Raw genomic sequence first — 23,007 nt, forward strand, 5'->3', positions numbered from 1 at the left:
GGATTTACCAATACTTCCCCTGTTTTTTCAAGGCAAAAATCAATCCTCTGGCAATGATTACCAAGTGGTTGATTAAGTTAGGTAGTAAGCCAAAATGTGATCGTAACACCTGGTATCTTTCCTCCCAGGATCTCTTCAAGTTTTGCACAGATGCGCCTCCCATCAAATAAGTACAGATAGGTGAGGCAGATTTTAATATATGCTGGCTTTTTTTCAAAACTTGAATCTCCCAATTAATATCGGAACTAAGGCGGTAGTGTAGATCAAAAAGTGGCGCAAGGCTGCGCTTTGCAATGAAAGCTTGGTGGCAAACCAACATGCCATAACGGAAATTTTGCCAAGTTAAATGAGTGGGCAAACGATGTGGTGTCACCTCACTGCGCAAGCCTAAAGATTGACCGTCGTTATTGACAAAAATTGCCTCGCCGTACAGGACATCCGGATTTTCTCCCAGTTCTCGTAAGATATTTTTCAATGTCGATGAAGAAGCAAAAGTATCCCCCGCATTCAAAAACAGGATATAATCTCCTTTTGCCATTTGCATTCCCTTGTTCATCGCATCGTATATACCCTTGTCTTTCTCAGAAATGAGTTGATTGATCTGAGCTTTATTCGCTTCTATGATAGCTAATGTTCGGTCTTTCGACGCCCCATCCACCACGATATAATCGATTTCCTCCGCACACCCTTGCTCGAAAACACTTTTTAGTGTGCGTTCGATATAGGCCTCAGCCTGGTAGGTGATGGTGATGATACTAAGCTTGGGCATAATAGGCGAGGTGTTGCTGGGCAACGATGGTTTGGTTGTATAATTGTAGCGCGCGCTCCCTGGATTTTGATCCGGAGGTGGTAGACCCGAGACACCAGTTTATGCCTTTTGCCAAATCTGCCGGGTTAAATGCTTGGGCCACATAGCCAGTCACTTCGTGTTCGATCATCTCCGGAATTCCTCCCACTTCGAATCCGACGCAAGAAGTGCCGCAGGCCATGGCTTCCATGATCGTATTGGGTAAATTTTCTTCCAAAGAGGGAGTAACAAACACATTTGCCGCCGCATAGATATCGCGCATTCTGGCTGGGTCTGAAACCTGCCCAAAATTATGTGCTTTCAAAGGTAATTCCTCGGTCATCTCTCCACCCACGATCAGCAGCTCGGTCGTAGTGGCATCCAAATACTGCAAGGCCTCTTTCAATAAATGAAAGCCTTTGGCGGGCGCATTTACGCGCATGGCTACAAAAAGAACATATTTCTTGTTTGGATTTAATCCTAAGCTAGATGCATTAGGCGAGAAGAATTCCGTATCAATCGCGTTTGGAATGGTTTTAATCGAGTGACCTCCCAAAATGCTACTTTGTCTCGCTCTATTTCCCAGCCAATCACTGCAAGTAATGATGTGTAGGTTTTTCTCCGCAAACCCCGTTTTCTTCGCCTCCCACATTCGGTGCGAAAGATCCGTCGGATTTGGATTTTTCAAGAATTTACAATCTCCACAACTCTGTCGAAAATGCTCGCAACTCCCACTGTGGTGACAGCCTCCCGTAAAGGCCCACATATCGTGCAGGGTCCAGAAAACAGGTTTATTAAGCCTAGTCAGTTGAGCAATATCGCTCACAGATAAGAAACCAAAATTCACCCAATGCAAATGCACAATATCTGCCTGCTGGATCAGCGGATGCTTCGAAACATCACTCCCAAAAACACCCGGATTGAATAGGAATCGAATCGATTTATCTTTCTCAAAACGCAAAAAGAACAAGCGCTCGGCAATGAATTTCAACCAAGAAATCAGGCCATTGCCGAATTTTAGGGCGCTGGAAGTGCTCCCTTTTTCTCTGACGAGGTAGTCGACTTGATGTCCCGCTTTTTCCAAAGCCACTTTCAATCTACCCGCCGCAATCCCAGCCCCGCCATTGCTGTCGTGGTAAGAGAGGAGGACGATATGTAGCTTTTTGGCAGACATTAAGCAAAAATTTCAGCTAGTTGAGCGGCTATTCTTTCGGCTGCCTTACCATCCCAAAGCGGAGGGATGCTCCCTTTCTTCACCTTGCCTGCCAATATCTCTTGCAAAGCAGCATAGGTTTTCTTTGGATCTAAATCCGATAACAATTGGTTCGTCCCTAAAGTCACCGTGATCGGTCGTTCCGTCGAATCGCGGAAAGTTAAGCATGGGACGCCTAAGTAAGTCGTTTCCTCTTGAATGCCGCCTGAATCGGTTAATATCGCTGTGGCATTGGACATCAATTGAATGAATTCTAAATAGCCCAAAGGCTCCGTCATAATCAAGTTTTGCGCCTGATCTAATCGTTCCGCTAAGCCAAATTTCTCCATATGTGCCCGCGTTCTCGGGTGGATAGGAAAAATGATTTTGGTATCCTTACTGCTTAATTCAATTAACTCTAGAATGGATTCAAGACCCTCTTTCGTATCCACGTTCGCCGGGCGGTGCATGGTCATGACAATATAGTCGGCAGTCGATAGTCGGGAGTCGGGAGTCAATAGTCGGGAGTCGGGAGTCGCTAGGCCGGAGTCGGCAGTCGATAGTCGGGAGTCACTAGTCGCTAGTCCGAGGTCTTCCAGTATGGTGGTGGTTTTCGCTTTTTCTTGATAGCGAACTAACGAGTCAATCATCACATTGCCTGAGAAAAATACACGCTCATCTGCCACACCTTCATTTTTCAAATGTTGCAATCCGCTTTCTTCCGTCACAAATAAATAATCCGCCACGCTATCTGTCAAGATGCGATTTAATTCCTCTGGCATCGTTCGGTCAAAGCTACGTAAGCCTGCCTCTACGTGAGCGACTTTGATACCCATTTTGATCGCCACTAAGGTACAGGCCAAAGTCGAAGTAACATCCCCCACCACAATAATTAAATCCGGTTTTTCGGCTTCAACAATTTTTTCAAAGGCCACCATAATCTTCGCAGTCACTTCTGTGTGGCTTCCACCCCCAATTCCGAGGAAGAAATCCGGTGTAGGTAATTCCAGTTGTGTAAAAAACACATCACTCATCTTTGCGTCAAAATGCTGACCCGTATGAACGATCTTCGATGTCCATCCGGCTAATTTTTGGATCGCACGATGTAGCGGTGCTACTTTCATGAAATTAGGACGAGCGCCTACGACTTGAATTACTTTCATTTATACCTATTTAAAAATTCTAATTTACGAATTACAAAGAACAAAGTTCAAAGAGCAAAGTTCAAAGTTAGAATCCCCTGCGGGGATGAACTCATGAAATAAATCCTTCGGACTCACTTCCTACGGACTGACCACTGACTACTGTCCACTGGCTACTGAATACCTAAACGCCTCCATATAATTCCCCAGCACCGTATGTATATTGATCTCCTTCTCAATAATCTCCCTCGAACGCGTGCCCTTTATTGTGATTTTCTCCGGCTGTGCAAAAAGCCTTTCAATAACTGTTTGTAAGCTGGATAAAGATCCCGATTCAAAGTAATGTCCGTTATATCCCTCCCGCACTAAGCGTTTTTCGGTGCCATCTGCCACAGAACAAACGACGGGTTTCGAGAAACACATCGCCTCATTAATAGACAAACCACCCATGCCAGCTAAGACATAGATCCCCGATTCGCAAGTGATTTTGCCTAGTTCTTTGGGGTCATAAATACCTCCATGAAATTTTATAAAATCGTAGCCTGAAGCCTGCGCTTTTAAAGCTTCCAGCTCCGGCCCATCTCCCACAATGCTGAGTTCGGTCTGCGGGTATTTCGCATGCAAGGCAATTGCCGCTTCAATCAATAAATCGACCTGCTTCCATTTGACCAAACGTCCGATATGCAAAAGTCGGAATGGATTGGCGGTAACGCCTTTTAATTCGTTCGCAGTATGTAATAGCGCATCGGTGTCTGGGGAATTCGCCGTGATAAATACCTTCTCAGCCGGAACGCCATAGCTTGCGTGTAAAGCAACGGCCTCCTCTAAATAATTGATGTGGGCGTCTACCAGATTAGAGAAACGCTTTCTCGTTTCGCGTACGATGAAGAATTTTAATCGGGCCAAAAGAGAGGGATTCGACTGGTGCGCTTGGTTGTTTTCGGTTACGCCGCCGCCTTGTAAATAATAGGAAATGGCGTTGTCGTAATGAGGAACTTGGAAGGGGATCTCTTTGGAAATAAGTGCCACTTTGTGTTTTCTCAGAAAGCGGTACCAGCCGGGATAAAAAACGAAAGAGGCTTGATAGGGCCAGTTGACCATTAAGACGTCTGGTTTTTCTGCCAAAATCAACTCCTTCAACCCGCGGAAAAACTTCTTCCCATAATAGGTCGTGTATTCCTCGCGACGAAAGACCTTGAATTCAATGCCTTTGTCTGACGTATATACCCCAGCACCCAGCGTTGCCCCTTTTTCTGTGGGCACCACCACGCACACCTCCACTCCATAATCGCGTTGCAATTTGTTTAGGACTAGGTTATAATAGTGTGGCAGGCCACCGGCCAGGGACATTATTTTCATTTCTTAAACCAATTAGTAACTAGCTCGCTGATGTCTGGAGATAGCTTGAATTTCGTGACCGCTAGGATAAATAATCCACCTATCGCTGCACTGCGAATGCCTACATTCAGTAGCCAGGCGATTAAAGGGCTGCCTTCGATGACCGGGATTTGGGAAACAACAAGGTAGATTAACACACTAACGATCAGAATTCCCAGGGATCTAACATCAAACGGTTGCAGGTCTAGTTTCCACCAGATAAAGCCAAATTTCAATACATTATAGCCCGCCAAAGCCAATAGGGAAGCTAGGGCTGCCCCATTATAGGAATAAATAGGAATCAAGATTAGATTACCTACCACTAAACCCACCGCGAGGATGATGTAGAAGAGGAGGTCGTAACGGTAGTATTTGGAGTTAATCAACACCTCTGAATTTAGGCCCGTTCCCATATCGATGATCTTACTCAAACCTACCATCAGCACCACCCAGCGGCCAGCCTCGTAAATTTCATGGCGAGGGATGATGGTGTAGATGAAGTCCAAATTACACCAGATCAACAGGAATAAAACGCAACCGATGAGGAGGAGATTCAGAGAGGATTTTTGGTAAATATCCTGGATATTATCGCGGTCATTTCGGTTCCAAGCCTGCGCTAAAATGGGTGCCGCAATCGCCGCAATCACGTTTCGAGGGATCGAAATCATGATCGCCATCCGGGAATTAATGTCAAAAATCGCCGTCGTACTCAAACCGCCCATATAGGCTGGCAACATGATCTTTTCGATGTGCTGAATCAGCGTAAAGCTGGCACCGGCTAAAATCACCCAGCCGCCATACGAAAGCATTTCTTTGAAAACCGGGGTGCGTAAAAAGGAAAAATCAACTTTCGTATAAAAGCGTTTCAGCTGCTTAATGTAGGCTAATAAACCCACAACCGCCACCACATAAGAAAGCGTAATCGCTAAAATCAATTGATTGAATGTCAAATAGCCGAGAGCAAAAGTAATGACTAAAACTCCATTAGAAATCCTTAAAAACAGCTCTCGAATGATCGCTGGGACCACAATGCGAAGATGGACTCGTGCATAAGCTTCTAAAACGCTCATGTATAAATAACTAGCCGTCAGTGGAATAATGTAATAGAAATACTGGGGTAATAGCGGCGAATTCGTGCCATATGCCTCGAAAAACAGTGGTTTTAAAGCTAAATAGCCCAGCACAAAAAGCGCTAAACCAAACAGTGGTGCGACGAGCAGAAAGGTGAAAAAACCTTTATGGCCATTCTTCGGATCATCGAAATGCGGGAAAAAACGCACCGCAATATGGGGAATTCCGAGTTGGGTAAAAGAGGCAAAAATAAGGGGAATGCTAACCAAAGCACCGGCAATTAAGCCCACCTGCTCCTGCGAAAGAAACTTATTGTAGAGGAAGATTACGTTAAAAGTCCCGATCGCCGTACCCAAATAGGTAACGATTGAACCCTTTAAACTTTGTCGAATGACGATCCCCATGCCTTGTTTTGAATGTAATTTACAAAAATACGATTTTGCGGGGCATTCTTTATACGAGAAGAGCTTTGATTTTCGCGGAGAGCTTTACCACATCATATTGCTCCTCCATGTGTTTACGTGCAGCGACACCATAGGCATGTGTAGCCGCGGAATCTGAGGCTAAGGATTTCAGTGCAGCAGCCATTCCCTCCACATCGTGTTCATCCACCAAAAGCCCCGTTTTTTCCTCGATGACCGCATCCGGAATGCCGGCGTGTCGAGTGGAACAAATAGCTAATCCGCAAGCGGAGGCCTCTAAAATCGCCACAGGCGTTCCTTCGGAATCCCCACTAGGGGTTAAGATCGAATGTTGAATGAACACGTTCGATTCTTGTAACAAGGGCAAGTAGTCCGATTGTCCCATAGCCCCTAAGAAATGAATGTTACCAGAGAGGCCGTGCGCGGAAACATACGCTTTCGCTTCTTCCCACAAAGGTCCATCACCGACCATCCGTAATTGGGCATTGGGAAAATCGCCCAACAACATTTCAAAGGCTTGAATGCTTTTCAAGGATCCTTTTTTCTCTGCAAAACGTGCTACAGAAATGACGTTGAATCCGTTTTTTGCCGTGCCTGGAGTAAATCTCGAGGTATCAACCCCACATGGAATGACATGTAAATTGGGTAAAGGCCCCGCGATTTCTTCCAAATTCGCTCGCATGGACTCGGCCACACAAATGATGGCTTTCGCCTTAGGTAAACTGAGGGCGTAACGGGCCCCATAAGTCGCTAAAGTCTTTTTCTCTGCTGCATCGAAGCCTAAAAAGACAACGGAATAAGGAATGTCCTCAGCCAGACACGCCTCGTAGATATTCGTGCCTAATGGACCGTAATTCGCTAAGAAGGCATCTACTTTATGGACGCGTAAAAAGCGTCTAAGGTAATGGGTATAGATCTTCTGATAAAGTCCAGGAATGATGCGGCGTAACACACCTCTAACGGCAAGAATCGAAAAAGGAAAAGAATAAATGGATCCGCCCGCCATTAATCGGCTCGGTTGCCAGCCTTCGTATAGGACGTGAATGGGTTCTAATTGATTGATCTGCTCTTCGATAAAGGTCTCGGAGTACGAAAAGAAATTAGAGCGGGCAATGATTAAACGCATTCAGGGCTGATTTTTAATGCAAAACCGAAATTAGCTAAATTTTTCGGCTATTTTTACAGCAAATACGCGTCATGGAGAAAAATTTAGTCGTTGGAGGAAGTGGTTTTTTGGGCTTGAATTGGCTGGCTTATTTGCAGCAACACGGTGTAGATAACGAGGTCGTTGTTTTCGCGCACGAAAAACCTGCAGGCGTTGAATTTCCTTCTTTCGTGACTTTTGTGGTGGGGGATTATGCGGATGCTCAAGCTTTGGACGACTTATTTAGTGCCCATCATTTTGATCGCGTATTCCATTTTGCCTCTTCCATTATACCTGCCATTTCATCTGAAAATATTCGCCAAGACATCGAGTCTAACTTGTTGCCTACCATCGGTTTGATGGAGATGATGAAGAAACACCAGGTGTCAAAATTACTTTATCTATCCACCGGTGGGGCAGTTTACGGGAATGTGACGGAAGAAAAAGTGAAAGAGGAGTATCCTTGTAAGCCTATTTCATCTTACGGAATTATCAAGCTGGCCGTGGAGCATTACATCGAATTGTATGCGAAATTATACCAGATCGACTACTTGATTTTGCGCTTGTCGAATCCATTCGGGGAATTTCATCGCTCGCCTAAACAAGGGGTAATTAATATTGCTGTTCGCAAGGCGCTGAAAGGAGAGGTGATGACGGTTTGGGGAGATGGATCGCAGGCCAAAGATTATATCTACGCCGCTGACATCGGTCAAGCCATCGATGGTCTAATAAAGGCAGGGGTAAAAAATGAAACAATCAATGTGGGTTCAGGCGAATCGCTCAGTTTAAATACCATTATTCAGCGCATTCAAGCGAAATTACCCGCATTTCAAGTCGAATACAAAGACGCGAAGTTGACGGATGTGCAGAGAATCTGTTTAGATACGTCGAAATTATCGGCGAAAATGAGCTGGGAAATCACCTCCTTCGATCAAGCCTTAGAAGCAACCATCGCTTACGAAAAAGCTAGACTTTCTTAGCCACCAGCACAAAAGTGCAGGCATCTTCGTTGCGTGATTTAGCCGTGATGATCTTATCGAAAAAGATGATCAAAGGCTGCAGCACTAAGGACAATAAGAAACGAAGCGGCTTAGGTAATTTGAATAAAAGACCATCTTGGAATAATTGCAATCCCATCGCGGAGCGCCCTAGAATTCCCTCGAAATAAACTACCTCAAATCCCGCTTCCGTCACAATTTTTTTCAAACCAGTCGAAGTCCAGCGCCAAAAATCCGTCGGATCCGGGTGGAACATCCAATAGCCGTGCGTAGATAAAATTAATTTGCCCTCTTTTTCCAAGATGCGGTGTGCCTCTTTTAAATAAGCCTTCGGGTCTTCCACGTGCTCTAATACTTGCGTGGACAAAACGAATCCCACGCTTTCCTCAGGCATATCAATGATGCCAGCGGGGTCCACGACCACATCCGCTTTGGTATTGTAGGCTAAATCTAGGCCGATGTATTGCTCCACAAAAGGGGTGAAAAGTGGCTCGTAAGGTTTGTTGCCACAGCCATAATCCGCTAACAATTGATGGGGTGAATTGCGGACATACAAGGCAATGACGCGTTCTAATTGCTTGCGCAGTTGGATTAAATAGTAGTAGCGCGCGGACATGCGGCCCGTGATTTTGGGATATAGGCGTTCAATTCCGGCTTCTCTACTTTCCATGGGATAGTCGTTTGTGTTCGATTAATGAATTTTTGTATTCAATAAAATCTTCAGAAATACGAAGGTATTTTCTAAATAGATGAGGCTTCTTTTCGCGGTATGCAATGCGAGTTAGACCTAAATAGGCTAATCCTCGTATGTCTTTTGTCAATCTTTCTTCAAAAGGGAAGGCGATGGATTTGAGGTACCAAGACTCTGCTTTGTTTAAATCTTTTCGTTCCACCTCTTCGCGCATGCCACGTAGCGTGTAAGCTGCGCCGGTGTAGTAGGGCGTTTTTAGTGCTTCCATTTTTTCAATGAAGGGTTCCGCTTCTTCGAATTTGCCCGCTAAAGTTAGCAACTCTGCTCTTTGCAATAGATACCAGTGGTTATTTGGAAAGTTGTCGCTGAGGATTTGGTTATAGGCCAAAGCCCGTAAGGGATTTCCCTCGTATTTATTCTGCACATAGCCCATATAGAATAGACATTCATTCTTCACAAAAGTGGTCCTTCGAGTGCCAGCTTCTAGTTGAGTCAATCCCACCCGTTTGTTCCCATCTTGAAACAAGAACATAAACGGTTTTAAGACTGGATGTAAATCTGGATAGGCGACGCTGTAATAATTGTACATCCCGGTGGAATACAAGAATTCGGGTTGTTTGTCGGTGTTTTTTAGCCCAATTTTTAAAAAGCTATAGGCCTGTTTAGCATAAGAGACCACGCGCATGAAGTTGTGTTGATCTGCCTCATAGGCGGCCAGAAATCCAAGGGAAGCCGTACAAAAAAAAGAGGCTTCTAAATCATTCTCATCTCGCTCGGCCATCTCTTTTCCTAATTCAAATGCTTTTTCCAGGTGAGCTAAATAGTTTTTCCCTTGAGCAGGATGATCCTTTAACGGAAAGTATTGCTGCTCCCACTGCATAGCCAGCAATAAATAGGGAGCGGGATGACGAGGGTATTTGGCCTTTAGGCTATTGAAGATAGCCGTAGATTCTTTGAAATCGTATTGGTATAAATTCGTCAGTCCAGCGGTGATCTGAGCTTTAGCCGTGGGATCTTGTAGGATTTGGGCCTGCGATCTCAGTGAAAGAAAAAAGAAAAGTAAGAGTGCAACCCGAATCATGTGAAATGTTTACCCCGCAAATTTAGTTAAGCTCTGTGGTTTTTGGGTCGATTTTTTTACTTTTGTTTATAAACCCTAAGACATGATTTCATTCGAAGAATTTACCCTCGCTAACGGCCTTAAAGTCATTGTGCACGAAGATCCGGACACGACGATGGCGGTGGTAGATGTGATCTACAATGTAGGATCCAGAGATGAAGACGAAAACCTGACGGGTTTTGCGCATTTGTTCGAGCATTTGATGTTCGGAGGATCTGAAAACATTCCTTCCTTCGATGCGCCCTTGCAAAAAGTAGGCGGCGAGAACAATGCCTTTACCACCCCAGATTTAACGAATTACTATATATCTGTTCCAGCCCAAAACATCGAAACCGCTTTTTGGCTTGAATCAGATCGGATGAAGCAATTAGCGTTTAACACGCAAAGCCTCGAAACGCAGCGCAAAGTGGTGATAGAGGAATTCAAGCAGCGTTATTTAAATCAGCCTTATGGCGATGTGTGGTTGAAGTTTAGACCCTTAATCTACAACAAGCATCCTTACCGGTGGCCCACGATTGGAGCTGGCATTCAGCATATCGAGGAGGCGCAGATGAGTGATGTGAAGGCTTTTTTCCAAAAGCACTACGTGCCTTCAAACGCTGTTCTTGTCGTTGCAGGTAAAGTAAAGTTGTCCGAGGTGAAAGCTTTAGCCGAAAAATGGTTCGAACCTATTCCTGCTGGTGCTAAGCCTAAACGTAATTTACCTCAAGAGCCGCTGCAAACCGAAAATCGGGCGATGGAAATCGTGGCGGATGTGCCGGCGAATCGAATTTACAAAGCCTATCCCGTGCTAGGTCGTTACGAACTGGGTTATCATGCAATCGATTTGATGGCGGACTTATTAGGCAGAGGAGAATCTTCTTATTTGTATGAGCATTTGGTACAAAAGCAGCGCCTATTCGATACGATAGGAACCTACCAAACAAGTTCCATCGATCCAGGCCTATTGATTATTCAGGGTCAGGTAAGTGATAACGTAACGATTGAGGAGGCGGAAGAGGCGCTAGAGAAGGCGATACAGGATTTTGCGACCTCGAAAATCGCCGAAAAAGACTTGCAGATGGTGAAGAACCAATCGGAGGCGAGTTTGGTTTTTGGGGAAGTGGAAGTACTGAATCGGGCGATGAATTTAGCCATGGCTGCGAATGCGGGCGATGCGAATTTAGTCAATACGGAGGCGGAAAAGATCGCGGAAGTGCAGACGCAGGATTTGGAAAAATGGGCTCAGCGCTTGTTTATCCAAGGAAAATCGAATACCTTAAAGTATAAAAAAATAGCCAAATGAAAATTCGCGTAGGACAAGGGTACGATGTGCATCGCTGGGTAGAAGGACGTCCTTGTATTCTGGGTGGTGTGGAGATTCCGTCAGAGAAGGGGCCTTTAGGTCATTCGGACGCGGATGTGGTTTGTCATGTATTGTGCGACGCCTTGTTAGGGGCCGCGAATATGCGCAATATTGGGTACCATTTTTCGGACAAAGACCCGATGTGGAAAGGTGTCGCTTCGACGCTTTTATTGAAAAAAGTGATGGAGATGATTCGCGAGGCAGGTTGGGAATTAGCGAATGCGGACGTGACGGTGATCTTAGATCAACCGAAGCTGAACCCAATTATTCCAGCGATTAAAGATAATTTAGCTTCCGTGATGGGAGTGGAGGTGGATCAAATTTCGGTCAAAGCCACCACCTCTGAAGGATTAGGATTTGTAGGAAGAGCAGAAGGGATCTCGGCGATGGCCGTGGCCCTGATTCAAAAAGAGTAAGATGCAGATAGATTTAGAAAAGGAACGTTTAGAGATATTGAAGCGCTACCGCAAATTATTGCGGACTGCTAAGCCTTTTTTAAAGGATGATGACGCGAAGCAGATCAAGAAAGCTTTCTTGATTTCGGCGGAGGCGCACAAGGAAATGCGTCGTAAATCCGGCGAACCTTACATCTACCATCCCTTAGCTGTGGCGCAGATTTGCGTAGAAGAAATTGGACTGGGAACCACGTCGATTATTTCTGCTTTATTGCATGATGTGGTAGAGGATACGGATACGACTTTGGCCGATATCGAAAAACAATTCAATCCGAAAATCGCCTCCATCATCGATGGCCTGACGAAAATTGCGGGCACATTTGAATACGGAACTTCGCAGCAGGCGGAGAATTTCCGAAAGATGCTTTTGACGCTTTCGGATGATATTCGCGTGATCTTAATTAAGCTCGCGGATCGTTTGCATAACATGCGGACGCTGACGAGTATGGCCAAAGAGAAGCAGATGAAGATCGCTTCTGAGACCATTTATCTGTATGCACCTTTAGCCCATCGCTTGGGTTTGAATGCGATTAAGTCGGAATTAGAAGATTTAGGCTTAAAGCATACGGAGCCGGAAGCCTACAAGGAAATCGCGGATAAATTAGCCGAAAACAAGCGAAGCAGAGAAGGCTTTGTGGAAAATTTTATCAAACCGATTAAGAAAACCTTGGACGAGCGCGGATTGAATTATACGATCAAAGGTCGTCCCAAATCCATCTTTTCCATTTACAACAAAATCAAAAAAGGCAACACACCTTTTGAGAAAATATACGATCTTTTTGCGGTGCGTGTCGTTTTAGACGTGCCCATAGAACGCGAAAAATCAGACTGTTGGGAAGTGTATTCCGTGGTAACGGATCATTACCGTCCTAATCCGAGTCGTTTAAAGGACTGGGTTTCCACCCCTAAATCGAACGGTTACGAGTCGCTTCACACGACCGTGATGAGCAAGCCTTTTGCACAGGATAAAGAGGGTCGTTGGGTCGAGGTGCAGATTCGTTCGAAGCGGATGGATGAGATTGCGGAGAAAGGGGTGGCGGCACACTTCAAGTACAAAGGAACGGATACGCGGACGAGCGAGGCGTTTGAATCGTGGCTTTCGCAGGTACGCGAAGCTATCGAGGCGAACGATAAGAGTCAGTCTGCGGTGGAATTAGTGGAGGACATCAAGAACTCACTTTACCATGAGGAGGTTTTTGTCTTTAGCCCGAAAGGCAAGTTGATCGTCTTGCAATCCGGGGCTACGGCTTTGGACTTCGCCTTCGAGATTCACTCGGAGGTAGGTGCCCGTTGTATTGGTGCCAAAGTAGGCGGAAAACTCGTTCCCTTATCCCATAAATTACAGAATGGAGATCAGATCGAAATCCTAACCTCTTCGAAGCAAAAACCATCGGAAGATTGGTTGCGTATCGTGTTCACGACGAAGGCGAAAGCACGCATCAAGGACTTCATCAAAGAAGAGAATAAATCACATATCATTAAGGGGCGCGATTTGATCGAGCACCGCTTAAAGCACTTGGGTTATCCTTTATTGACTTTAGAAATTACGAACCAGTTGCGGGCTTATTTTAATGCCAAAGACGCGAACGATTTGTTCTACCGTTTTGGCAAAACCTACATCAACATCGACCAGCTCAAGCACTGGAAATTAGATCGGGAATTACACGAAAGAAAGCAGGCGGAGAAATCGATTCAAGCGCCCATCGTGGATAGCAAATCCTTTAGAAAGGAGATGCAGCAATACCACAAGGAGCGCAAGGAGTCTGATACCTTATTGATCGGTGAGGATATGGATAAAGTGGATTATACCCTTGCGAAGTGCTGTAACCCCATTTCTGGCGATGAGGTATTCGGTTTTGTGACCATCAATGAAGGAATCAAAATTCACCGGGCAGCTTGCCCTAACTCACCAGAACTGCTTTCTCGTCATGGAGATCGGGTGATTAAGGCACAGTGGACGTCTCAAATTGCGATGTCATTTGTCGTGGACTTGGTGATTCGTGGAATTGACCGTGTGGGATTGGTGAATGATGTAACGCGCTTGATTTCGGAGAAGCTTCAGGTGAACATTACCGCCTTGAACATTGGGGTGAAAGATGGATTATTTGAAGGCCAAATATCACTGATGGTACAAGACACGGATCACCTCGACAGTTTGAGCGCTGAAATGGAACAAGTTCCGGGCGTTATTGAGGTGGAACGGAAAGTTTCTTAGTTTTTGTCCGTTATTTTTGCTTATTTTACGTCGTTTTTTTTCCATAAATGTCCCAAGAATTAGATAAACTAGATTCAGTAAAAAAGATCTTCACTGCCTACCTGGAAAACAAGGGTTTGCGGAAGACTCCGGAGCGCTTTGCGATCCTGGAAGAGATCTATTTACGGGACGATCACTTTGATGTGGAGGAGTTGTATATCTCCATGAAAAACAAGAAATACCAAGTCTCTAGGGCTACCGTTTACAATACGCTCGATGTGTTAGTAGAATGCGATTTAGTGGTAAAACACCAGTTTGGTCGCAATCAGGCACAATTCGAGAAATCCTATGGACGTCGTCAACACGATCATTTAATTTGTACCGATTGCCACAAAGTCACGGAATTTTGTGATCCTCGAGTACAAACCATCCAAAGTTTAGTAGGCGAAATGCTGCAATTCAATGTAATGCACCATTCCCTTATTTTTTACGGTTCTTGTACGAACAAGAATTGTGAACACAGAGCAAATTACCAAGCAAGAAATCAAGAATAAAACAATATTATGGCAGTTGATGTATTATTAGGCTTACAATGGGGTGATGAAGGGAAAGGAAAGATCGTAGACGTTCTAGCACCCAAGTATCAAGTAGTTGCGCGTTTCCAAGGTGGACCTAACGCGGGTCACACCTTAGAATTCGACGGGTTTAAGCACGTTTTGCATCAAATTCCATCGGGAATTTTCCGCCAGGAAGTTCAAAACATCATCGGTAACGGCGTTGTTTTGGACCCGATTATCTTCAAAAAAGAGATCGACGGTTTAGCGCATTTCAACTTAGACTTACGCAAGAACTTAGAGATCTCGAAGAAAGCATCGATCATCTTGCCTACCCACCGTTTATTAGACGCGGCGTACGAAAAGGCCAAAGGGGATGCAAAAATCGGTTCTACTTTGAAAGGAATCGGACCTACTTACACGGATAAAATTTCTCGCCAGGGATTACGTGTGGGAGATATGATTTCGCCTGATTTTTCTGCCAAATACAATGCATTAGTTGATCGCCACAAAGCGATTTTGGACGTATACAAATTCGAATACGATTTAGCGGCAGCTGAGAAGGAATTCTTCGAAGCGGTTGCTTTCATGAAAGAGTTCCGCTTAGTGGATTCAGAATATTCAGTGAACCATGCCATCAACGCAGGGAAAACAATTCTTGCAGAAGGTGCTCAAGGTTCTCTTTTGGACGTAGACTTCGGTTCTTATCCATTTGTTACTTCATCGAACACGATCACCGCGGGTGCTTGTACGGGTTTAGGTGTAGCGCCTAAAAACATCGGTGAGGTTTTCGGTATCTTCAAAGCGTACGCAACTCGCGTAGGTTCTGGTCCATTCCCTACGGAATTAGAGGACGAAGTGGGCGAGCGTATGCGAGTGGAAGGCCGTGAATTCGGTTCTACGACAGGTCGTCCGCGCCGTTGTGGTTGGATCGATTTGCCTGCCTTGAAATACGCGATGATGATTAATGGGGTGACTCAATTAATTATGATGAAGGCGGACGTCTTGAATATCTTTGACGAGATTCAAGTGTGTACGGCCTACGAAATGCCAGACGGTTCGATTACAGACCAAATCCCTTTCGAAATCACCGATATCAAAGTAAAACCGGTGTACGAAACATTAAAAGGTTGGGCTTGCAGCTTAGAAGGCATGCGCGATTTCAACGAATTGCCAGTTGAGCTAGCGGATTACATCAAATTCTTAGAAAAACACTTGAACCTACCTATTAACTTCATCTCGACAGGTCCAGATCGCGAGGCATGTGTGTTAAGAGGTTCTTTAGCATAAACCATCAAAATGGAGGGGATTTCAGTAGCTGATTTGTACAAGTTCGACGAGATCTATTGGGTCCCGCAGGATAAGTCAGAGGCGCAGCTAGCGGAATCCCCTGCTGTTGAAGTTGTAGCTGACACAATAGCAGAGGTAAAACCGAAGGTTTCCACTCCTTGGGTCGTTGTAGGCCAAATCGCCGAAGCCGAACTAGCTCGTTTAAAACTTATTTTTTCTGCACCTCCACTCGTTTTAGGTCCCTCCGATTGGTCAGTCTATACGCCATCGGACGAAGAACCAAGCTTCACTGAATTCCTGAAAGAGACGAGCGCAAAACGCTATATCCTTATCGGTCAACAGCCGGCTGTTTGGCAAGGGGAATTACCTACCACCGAGATCGATACCATTGAATCCAAATTAGTCTATTTCTTTCCACGCTATATTTCGTCGCTGACGGATGCGGAGAAGACGCTGAAGATGGCGTTTTGGAATGCGTTGAAGGAAATGAAAGGGTAATTCAAATACCAAATACCAAAGCTCAAAGTTCAGAGGTTGTATCGTTTGCAGCGATGGATTCGAATAGCAAAGACCAAAGCTCAAAGTTCAGAGGTTGTATCGCTTGCAGCAATGGATTCGAAAAGCAAAGACATTTCTGAATTCATCCCCGGAGGGGATTCCATCTTTGAACTTTGAACTTTGAACTTTGGTCTTTGCTCCTTGCTCTTTTACAAGGAGTATCTCGCTAACGGACTCACATCCTGCCCACAAAATTCCCCTGCTTCTGCCTTAAAATGACCCGCCATGGCGATCATTCCCGCGTTATCGGTGCAATAGCTGAAGGCGGGGATGAAAACCTCCCAACCTAGTTCGGTACCTAACTCTTTTAGTCGAGTGCGCAAACCGGAGTTAGCCGAAACGCCACCGGCAATGGCAATTTGGGTGCAGTTCATTTCTTTCATCGCCTTTTTCGTTTTGCGAAGAAGCATGTCGATGAGGGATTTTTGAACGGAGGCGCAGATGTCTGCTTTGTTTTCTTCGATGAAGTTGGGGTTGTTTTTGACTTCTTTTTGGAGGAAATATAAAATGGCGGTTTTGATGCCAGAGAAACTGAAGTTTAAGCCGGGCATTTCACCTAGGGAGAAGGGGAAGCGGTCGGGGTTACCTTCTTTGGCTAACTTATCGATTAATGGACCACCCGGGTAAGGTAAGCCGATCAGTTTGGCGGTTTTGTCAAAGGCCTCGCCCACGGCATCGTCCTGTGTCTCGCCGATGACCTCCATATCAAGTGCCGATTTTACCCAAACCAATTGGGTGTGGCCGCCACTAACAGTCAGACAAAGGAAGGGAAAAGTGGGCTTCGGATCTTCAATAAAATGCGCCAACACGTGCGCCTGCATGTGATTCACCTCGATTAAAGGGATGTTCAAGCTCAAGGCTAAAGACTTCGCAAACGAGGTGCCGATTAATAAAGCTCCTAAAAGCCCAGGGCCCCTTGTGAAGGCAATGGCATTCAGTTCATTTTTGTTTATATTTGCTTTTTGCAGGGCCTCTGTCACGACAGGGATGATCGATTTTTGATGAGCTCTGCTGGCTAATTCGGGAACGACGCCACCCCATTCCGTGTGGATGAGTTGTGTCGAGATGATATTAGACTTCAAAACGCCGTCTACCATGACAGCAGCCGAAGTTTCATCACAAGAAGATTCAATAGCCAGTAGCTTCATAAAAATAGAATTCTGCGCAAAAATACGGCAATATGGTCAAATATCTCAAAATCTTCGTCAAAACAATCCTCTATGGATTGCTGGGGATTTTTTTGCTGATTTTTGCCACCATTCTCCTCCTGAGAGCTCCCGTTAATCAGACTTTATTAGCGAATTATTTAACTCCCAAAGTCGAAAAGGCAATCGGTTATCCTGTGAAAATGCAGGGTATTCAAGTGAAATTTTTCGACGAAGTCAGTATTAAAGGTTTGGAGGTGAAAGACCCTTGGGGCGCTAAAATGATTCAAATCGATCAGCTCGATGTAAATTTTAGCATCGCCCATTTATTCCTTCAGCCCGGGAAACCAAGTTTAGATTATGCGCGTTTAACACGTCCTAATGTCCACCTAATCTTTGAAAAGAAGACGAGTAAAATGAATATTGAGGAGTTTATTTTACGCCTTGAAAAGTGGATTACGGGGGGAGTAAAGACGGTGAAAAAAGGTCCGTCGTCCATTTTTACCATACCGGAAGCGGAGGTTATTGATGGTGCTTTTTCTTTAGATGATAATACCGTAAAGAGTGAAGCGACTCGCCGTCATTTCGATATTTCGCACTTTACTTTAGCGAAGGTTTATTCCAAAGTCAAGAATTTTTACATCAAGAACGATACGCTTGGACTACAGGCGATTGGTTTGCGGACGAAAGATCCGTTGACTGGTTTTGACGTAAAAAGTCTGAATACGGTGTTTATGATTTCGGATCACCAGATGCGATTTGATCAACTGGATTTGCGCTTTAATGATTCGCGCGTGACACGGAAATTTGTGGTGAATTACCGCGATATGAGCTCGATGACGCGTTGGATTACAGACGTGGACATGCAGGCAGATTTTAATGGAGCGCTGGTGAAAGGGGAGGATTTAGGCCGATTTGTGGAGGCGATGTATGACTACAAAGGGATGTACCGTTTGAAAGGTTTGCTTAGAGGTACAGTGGCGAAATTGGATTTGAAAAAGTTTGAGTTAGGTTTTGGTGCTAAAAGTGTCTTGCGAGGCGATTTTAATTTCAAAGGTTTGCCTGTGGTGGACAAAACGGAAATGGATTTCACCATGCGTTCTTCGCTGTTCTACCCCCAGGATTTAGGTACGTATATCACGAAGCCGGCAGCGGAAAATATGGTTATTTTAGGGCCAGTGGCTTTTGATGGTCTTTTCAAAGGGAACAACAGAGTCTTTAGAACGGCCGGGAAATTGAAGACTGGATTAGGCTATGTGGAGGCAGATGTGAAAATGAATTTGCAGGATTCGATGGCCTTTTCGCGCTACGATGGGAAGATCAAATTACAGAAATTTAAGTTAGGTAAACTGCTGGGAATGGAGCCCATGTTAGGGACTTTGGATGCAGAAGGGAATTTGAAGGGGAGTGGATTTGCGAAGAAATCGGCTAATATTGATTTTGATGGGAAGGTTTCGGAAATCTTTTTTAATCAATACCTCTACCACAAACTTACGTTAAAAGGGAACTTCCAGAAGCAATTATTTAAAGGGGATGTCATTTCGAAGGATACGAATTTAGTGGCAACGATGTCAGGTTTAATTGACCTTCGGGGAGCGAAGCCAGTGTATCAAATGCAGGGAGAAATAACCCATTCGAATCTTCACAACCTTCGTTTACTTGATCCTCAACTGAGTTTGACTACGGACTTTGAATTGGATTTTAAGGGGGATCGCTTTGATGATTTAGAGGGGCGCACGGTCTTTTACAATTCTACCTTGCGCACGCCTAATAAACCCGATTTGCATGTAGAGTTAGTGACGCTGACTTCGGAAAATGGGCCTGGCCAAAAGCGGCATTACAAGTTAACTTCAGATCTAGTTTCCGCTGAAATCAGTGGCGAGTTTACGCCCAGTTTATTGCAATCTCAATTGAGTCAACTGGCTAAAGAGTATGCGTTATTTTTCCAAAAAGGGTCTGATGAACGCTGGGGTTATTATGCCACTCATCGCCACGAAATTGACACCAAGTACAAGGCAGATTTTACGGTGATTTGCCATCGAGTAGATCCGATTTTGGCGCGCTTTTTTCCGTCGGTTCAGATCGGAGAGAATACCGTATTTTCAGGAAATATTTCGAAGGGGAGAACGCTTTCTGTGAGTTTGGAGGCCTATCCAGACACCTTAGTTTTAGGGGGATACCATTTTTATCAATCTGTTTTTTCCTTCCAAAGTTCGAAATTCTTAGGAGCACCTGAAGTTTCATCTAGTCTCGTTTTCTCTTCTAGAAAGCAGCAATTGAACTTTTTGACACCGACAGAGAATTTAAAATTGGATGCGCTTTGGGATCAAGATCGGATCAACTTTGGACTTGATTTTAAACAACAAGGGGAAGAAAATTCAGCACATCTAGCGGGGGCATGGGCCTTCGAGGAAGAGGGCTTGTCGTTGAAATTTAAGGATACGTATTTTCGCATTTTAGGTCAGGACTGGGCAATGGATCCAGCGAATAAAATTACGATTCAAGGGCCAGAATGGAAGGCAGATCGGGTATTAGTAGCGAATCAGAATCAATCCATTTCCTTGCAAGGGAGTCTCTCAACTGACACGACAGAGACGATCAAATTGCGGGCAAATCACTTTCAATTGTCTACGTTGAAACCTTTGTTCGCCACCAAGACCACCGGGGAATTAAATGGGGAGATTGCGATTCAAGATTGGTACAACCATACGCGTCTGGACTCTTGGTTATTAGTGGATTCGCTGCGCTTGAATAAGTTTTATATCGGGAATTTGCAAGGAGTGGGAACCTATTTAGCGGATGATAAAGCGATGGATTTGAATCTGAACCTGAACCGCTTGGGTGAATCGGTTTTATCGCTTACAGGGACTTATAAGCCTTTTGAAGAGGAACAGAAGTTGAATGTGAAGGCAGAGCTGAATCAGACGGATTTACAGATTTTGGAGCCCTTTACAGAAGGTGTTTTCTCTGGTTTGAAAGGTTCGGCATCAGGTAATTTACACATCGGAGGTTTGCCTACAAAACCGGAGATTACGGGTGATATCGTGTTTTCGAAAGCGGGAGCTGTGTTTGATTATTTGAAAACATCGATGTCGGTATCGGACACAGTAAACTTTACCCCGCGGAAGATTTATGCCAAAAATTGGAAAGTCTTAGATTCAGAAGGGAATAAAGCGTTAGTCAATACCACGCTTCAGTTTCCAGAGGGTAAGCCCTTTGAACTGGACATCCAAGCGAACCTAGATCAGTATAAATTATTAAATACGAGCCGGGAGCCGAACTCGATTTATTACGGGTTAGGCTATGCCTCAGGTCCGATGCGGGTTTCTGGATCGATTGATAATTTAGTCGTTTCGGCTGATTTAAAATCGGAGAAAGGAACGCGCCTATTCATTCCTTTGGATCGAGAAGAAGATGCGTCAGAGGCGGAAGATTACAGCTTTGTGAGTGAAATAGCGGCGACCAACGTGGAGCAAGCCGCCGCTTCCGTGTCTACTAAACTACAGGAGGATGGGATTACGCTAGACTTACGTTTAGCATTAACTCCCGAAGCCTATGGTGAGGTGCAGTTTGATGCGAAGAAAGGGGATGTGATGCGGATGTATGGTTCCGGAGATATCAAGATGAATTTGGACAAAAAAGGATCCTTTAAAATGGTAGGCGATTATGCGATCGATCAAGGAGATTATACCTTTACTCTCCAAAACTTAATCAACAAAAAATTCGCTATCCAACGTGGTTCGAAGATCTCATGGACGGGTGATCCACTCGAGGCTAATGTGAATATCAAGGCGATTTATACCCAATATGCCTCCTTGTTTCCTATTCTGTTAGATACGACAAACAAGGGGAATTTACCGGAGTTTAAGCGCCGTTACCCGGTGGACGTGACGATTAGTTTACAGGATCGTTTGTTATCGCCTAGCGTGAATTTTGATATTGGTATCCGCGATTATCCGAAAGATATGACTTTGAATGGTGCGGTGACAGCCTTTACGAATCGGATCAAAACAGACGACCAAGAATTAACGCGTCAGGTCAGTAATCTCTTGTTGTTTGGCCAATTGGTTTCGCCATTTGGGGGAAGCGGTCTAGCACTGGGGAATTTGATGGGTAACTTCACAGAGATGCTTTCCAATCAGTTGAGTAATTTGGCCTCTAAAATCAATAAAGATTTAGATATTTCTGTTTCGCTGGGCGGCGGTGTTTTAAACCAAGATATCTTGTCGAATTTACAATTACGTGCCTCTTATAATTTCAATGATCGCCTGCGCATCACGAGAAGCGGTGGATTTACAGACGCTAGAAACCAAACGAGTCCGCAAGTATTACTGGGGGATTGGGCCTTAGAATGGTTCGTGAAACCGGATGGAAGTTTGCGGCTGAAGACCTATAATCGCAACGTGCAGACGACCATCTTAGGTTCCTTCAACTCCTACCAAATCAACCAAACCGTGGGAGCCAGCTTATTATATAACAAGGGTTTCAATACCTTCTTTTGGCAGAAGAAGAAATAAAAAAGGCCACCCTGTCGGATGGCCCATTTCAAAAAACGTAGGAGGAAATTACTTTACCTCGAATGCGCCAGTTCCGATTTGGAAACCTTCTGCATATAATTCTACTGAATATTTACCTGGCTTGTAAGCAACACCACCGCGAGGGTAAGTGACAGCTACGGTTTGGCTATCATTCGTATATTCAAAAGTTTGCTTCGCTGTGTATGTCAGCTCTTTTCCGTTGATGGTGATACGGCCAGAACCGATTGCTTCGTCAGAAAGAGTAGCACCTTCGCCATCTAATACACGAACGTAAACCGTCTTGTTTTCTAACTTTGTGATTGGGTTTGTCGCTAGGCTAAATACCACTTTCAGTTTCTCGATTTTCTTACCGTTCAAACGAGAACGTTCTGTTTCTTTTCCTTTCGCGTTCACGGCTAACACTTTCAAGTTTTGTGCCTTCAAAGCTGCAGCGATGCTTACTTTGCGCGCTAATTCTTTATTGCGTTGACTTACTGAAGAAAGCGTATCGTTTAACGTTTGGTTTTGGTTTTTCAAACCTGAGTTCTCCGTGTTTAACGTCGTGTTTTGCGTCGTTAACGTTTGGTTGCTCTCCGTTAAAATACCGTTTTGCTTCTTCAATTCAACGATTTCAGCGTCTTTTGTAGACAAGACCACGTTGTATTCTTTAATTTTCGCTTCATACGAGGCGATCGTTGCGTGGTTTGAGTTCTTTAAAGAGGCTTTATCTTGTTCTAATTGAACTTTCAAAGCTTCTAAATCAGCTACTTGACCACCAAGAGACTTGATCTCAGCGATTTTAGCATCTAATTGCGTCGAAATCGAATCTAAAGAAGCGCGTGTATTGGATAATTCGGTTGCTTTTTGTTCGATTTGCGTAGCTTGATCCTTCGTCGTTTGGTACGAACGGAAGTACAAAACTCCTAAAACTGCCGTTAGCACTGCTAAGACAATTAGGGCTGTTTTGGAATTGTTGTTAGGCGATTGTTCCATTGGGTATAAATT

18 protein-coding genes are annotated in these 23,007 nt (G+C 44.6%); 8 read left to right on the plus strand and 10 right to left on the minus strand.

Translation table 11 applies throughout. The annotated features are described in order from the left end of the window. Positions 1-4: 4 nt before the first annotated feature. From EWU21_RS01655 to EWU21_RS01680, 6 genes are all read right to left on the minus strand, one after another. Positions 5-769 (minus strand): glycosyltransferase family 2 protein, encoded by a 765-nt coding sequence (locus tag EWU21_RS01655; RefSeq protein WP_130895057.1) that lies wholly within the window; start codon positions 767-769, stop codon positions 5-7. Further along, positions 756-1,961 (minus strand): glycosyltransferase, encoded by a 1,206-nt coding sequence (locus EWU21_RS01660; protein WP_130895058.1) that lies wholly within the window; start codon positions 1,959-1,961, stop codon positions 756-758. Before EWU21_RS01660 ends, EWU21_RS01655 begins: the two co-directional genes overlap by 14 nt. Then, positions 1,961-3,142 (minus strand): non-hydrolyzing UDP-N-acetylglucosamine 2-epimerase, encoded by a 1,182-nt coding sequence (wecB, locus tag EWU21_RS01665; protein WP_130895059.1) that lies wholly within the window; start codon positions 3,140-3,142, stop codon positions 1,961-1,963. The genes EWU21_RS01660 and wecB overlap by 1 nt, the downstream gene beginning before the upstream one ends. A 138-nt stretch (positions 3,143-3,280) precedes the next feature. Further along, on the minus strand, positions 3,281-4,480 hold the full coding sequence (locus tag EWU21_RS01670; RefSeq protein ID WP_130895060.1) for a glycosyltransferase family 4 protein: 1,200 nt from the start codon (positions 4,478-4,480) through the stop codon (positions 3,281-3,283). After that, entirely contained in the window at positions 4,477-5,973 is a 1,497-nt protein-coding gene (locus EWU21_RS01675) for a lipopolysaccharide biosynthesis protein (RefSeq protein ID WP_130895061.1), read from the minus strand. Before EWU21_RS01675 ends, EWU21_RS01670 begins: the two co-directional genes overlap by 4 nt. A gap of 49 nt (positions 5,974-6,022) precedes the next feature. Then, positions 6,023-7,117: a glycosyltransferase gene (locus EWU21_RS01680; protein ID WP_130895062.1), complete on the minus strand. Its 1,095-nt coding sequence runs from the start codon at positions 7,115-7,117 to the stop codon at positions 6,023-6,025. A gap of 71 nt (positions 7,118-7,188) precedes the next feature. On the opposite strand from EWU21_RS01680, the gene EWU21_RS01685 reads away from it, so the two are divergent. Then, entirely contained in the window at positions 7,189-8,115 is a 927-nt protein-coding gene (locus tag EWU21_RS01685) for an NAD-dependent epimerase/dehydratase family protein (RefSeq protein ID WP_130895063.1), read from the plus strand. Here EWU21_RS01685 and EWU21_RS01690 read toward each other — a convergent pair. Then, the gene (locus EWU21_RS01690; protein ID WP_130895064.1) at positions 8,102-8,803 is read right to left on the minus strand and encodes a class I SAM-dependent methyltransferase; all 702 of its coding nucleotides are present in this window, start codon (positions 8,801-8,803) and stop codon (positions 8,102-8,104) included. The two genes, EWU21_RS01685 and EWU21_RS01690, sit on opposite strands and share 14 nt — an antisense overlap. Next, the gene (locus EWU21_RS01695; RefSeq protein ID WP_130895065.1) at positions 8,793-9,905 is read right to left on the minus strand and encodes a hypothetical protein; all 1,113 of its coding nucleotides are present in this window, start codon (positions 9,903-9,905) and stop codon (positions 8,793-8,795) included. Before EWU21_RS01695 ends, EWU21_RS01690 begins: the two co-directional genes overlap by 11 nt. 82 nt (positions 9,906-9,987) lie before the next feature. On the opposite strand from EWU21_RS01695, the gene EWU21_RS01700 reads away from it, so the two are divergent. The 6 genes from EWU21_RS01700 to EWU21_RS01725 are packed head-to-tail and all read left to right on the plus strand — an operon-like array spanning position 9,988 to position 16,280. Beyond that, positions 9,988-11,229, plus strand: coding sequence for a M16 family metallopeptidase (locus EWU21_RS01700; protein WP_130895066.1), 1,242 nt, complete (start codon positions 9,988-9,990; stop codon positions 11,227-11,229). Beyond that, positions 11,226-11,705, plus strand: a complete 480-nt coding sequence (gene ispF / locus EWU21_RS01705; protein ID WP_130895067.1) for a 2-C-methyl-D-erythritol 2,4-cyclodiphosphate synthase — start codon at positions 11,226-11,228, stop codon at positions 11,703-11,705. The genes EWU21_RS01700 and ispF overlap by 4 nt, the downstream gene beginning before the upstream one ends. A gap of 1 nt (position 11,706) precedes the next feature. After that, positions 11,707-13,959, plus strand: a complete 2,253-nt coding sequence (locus tag EWU21_RS01710) for a RelA/SpoT family protein (RefSeq protein ID WP_130895068.1) — start codon at positions 11,707-11,709, stop codon at positions 13,957-13,959. A gap of 47 nt (positions 13,960-14,006) precedes the next feature. Beyond that, positions 14,007-14,492 (plus strand): Fur family transcriptional regulator, encoded by a 486-nt coding sequence (locus EWU21_RS01715; protein WP_130895069.1) that lies wholly within the window; start codon positions 14,007-14,009, stop codon positions 14,490-14,492. A gap of 9 nt (positions 14,493-14,501) precedes the next feature. Then, on the plus strand, positions 14,502-15,782 hold the full coding sequence (locus tag EWU21_RS01720) for an adenylosuccinate synthase (RefSeq protein ID WP_130895070.1): 1,281 nt from the start codon (positions 14,502-14,504) through the stop codon (positions 15,780-15,782). 9 nt (positions 15,783-15,791) lie between these two features. Beyond that, on the plus strand, positions 15,792-16,280 hold the full coding sequence (locus EWU21_RS01725; protein WP_130895071.1) for a hypothetical protein: 489 nt from the start codon (positions 15,792-15,794) through the stop codon (positions 16,278-16,280). A 209-nt stretch (positions 16,281-16,489) separates the two neighbouring features. On the opposite strand, the gene tsaD is transcribed toward EWU21_RS01725, so the two are convergent. Beyond that, positions 16,490-17,488, minus strand: a complete 999-nt coding sequence (tsaD, locus tag EWU21_RS01730) for a tRNA (adenosine(37)-N6)-threonylcarbamoyltransferase complex transferase subunit TsaD (RefSeq protein WP_130895072.1) — start codon at positions 17,486-17,488, stop codon at positions 16,490-16,492. 32 nt (positions 17,489-17,520) lie between these two features. Here tsaD and EWU21_RS01735 point away from each other — a divergent pair, with 32 nt between their 5' ends. After that, positions 17,521-22,002 (plus strand): translocation/assembly module TamB domain-containing protein, encoded by a 4,482-nt coding sequence (locus EWU21_RS01735; RefSeq protein ID WP_130895073.1) that lies wholly within the window; start codon positions 17,521-17,523, stop codon positions 22,000-22,002. Positions 22,003-22,050: 48 nt separating this feature from the next. Here EWU21_RS01735 and EWU21_RS01740 read toward each other — a convergent pair whose 3' ends face one another. After that, entirely contained in the window at positions 22,051-22,995 is a 945-nt protein-coding gene (locus EWU21_RS01740) for a hypothetical protein (protein ID WP_130895074.1), read from the minus strand. Positions 22,996-23,007: the final 12 nt, after the last annotated feature.

The sequence above is a fragment of the Aquirufa antheringensis genome (assembly GCF_004307425.1).
GTDB classification, from domain to species: Bacteria; Bacteroidota; Bacteroidia; order Cytophagales; family Spirosomataceae; genus Aquirufa; species Aquirufa antheringensis.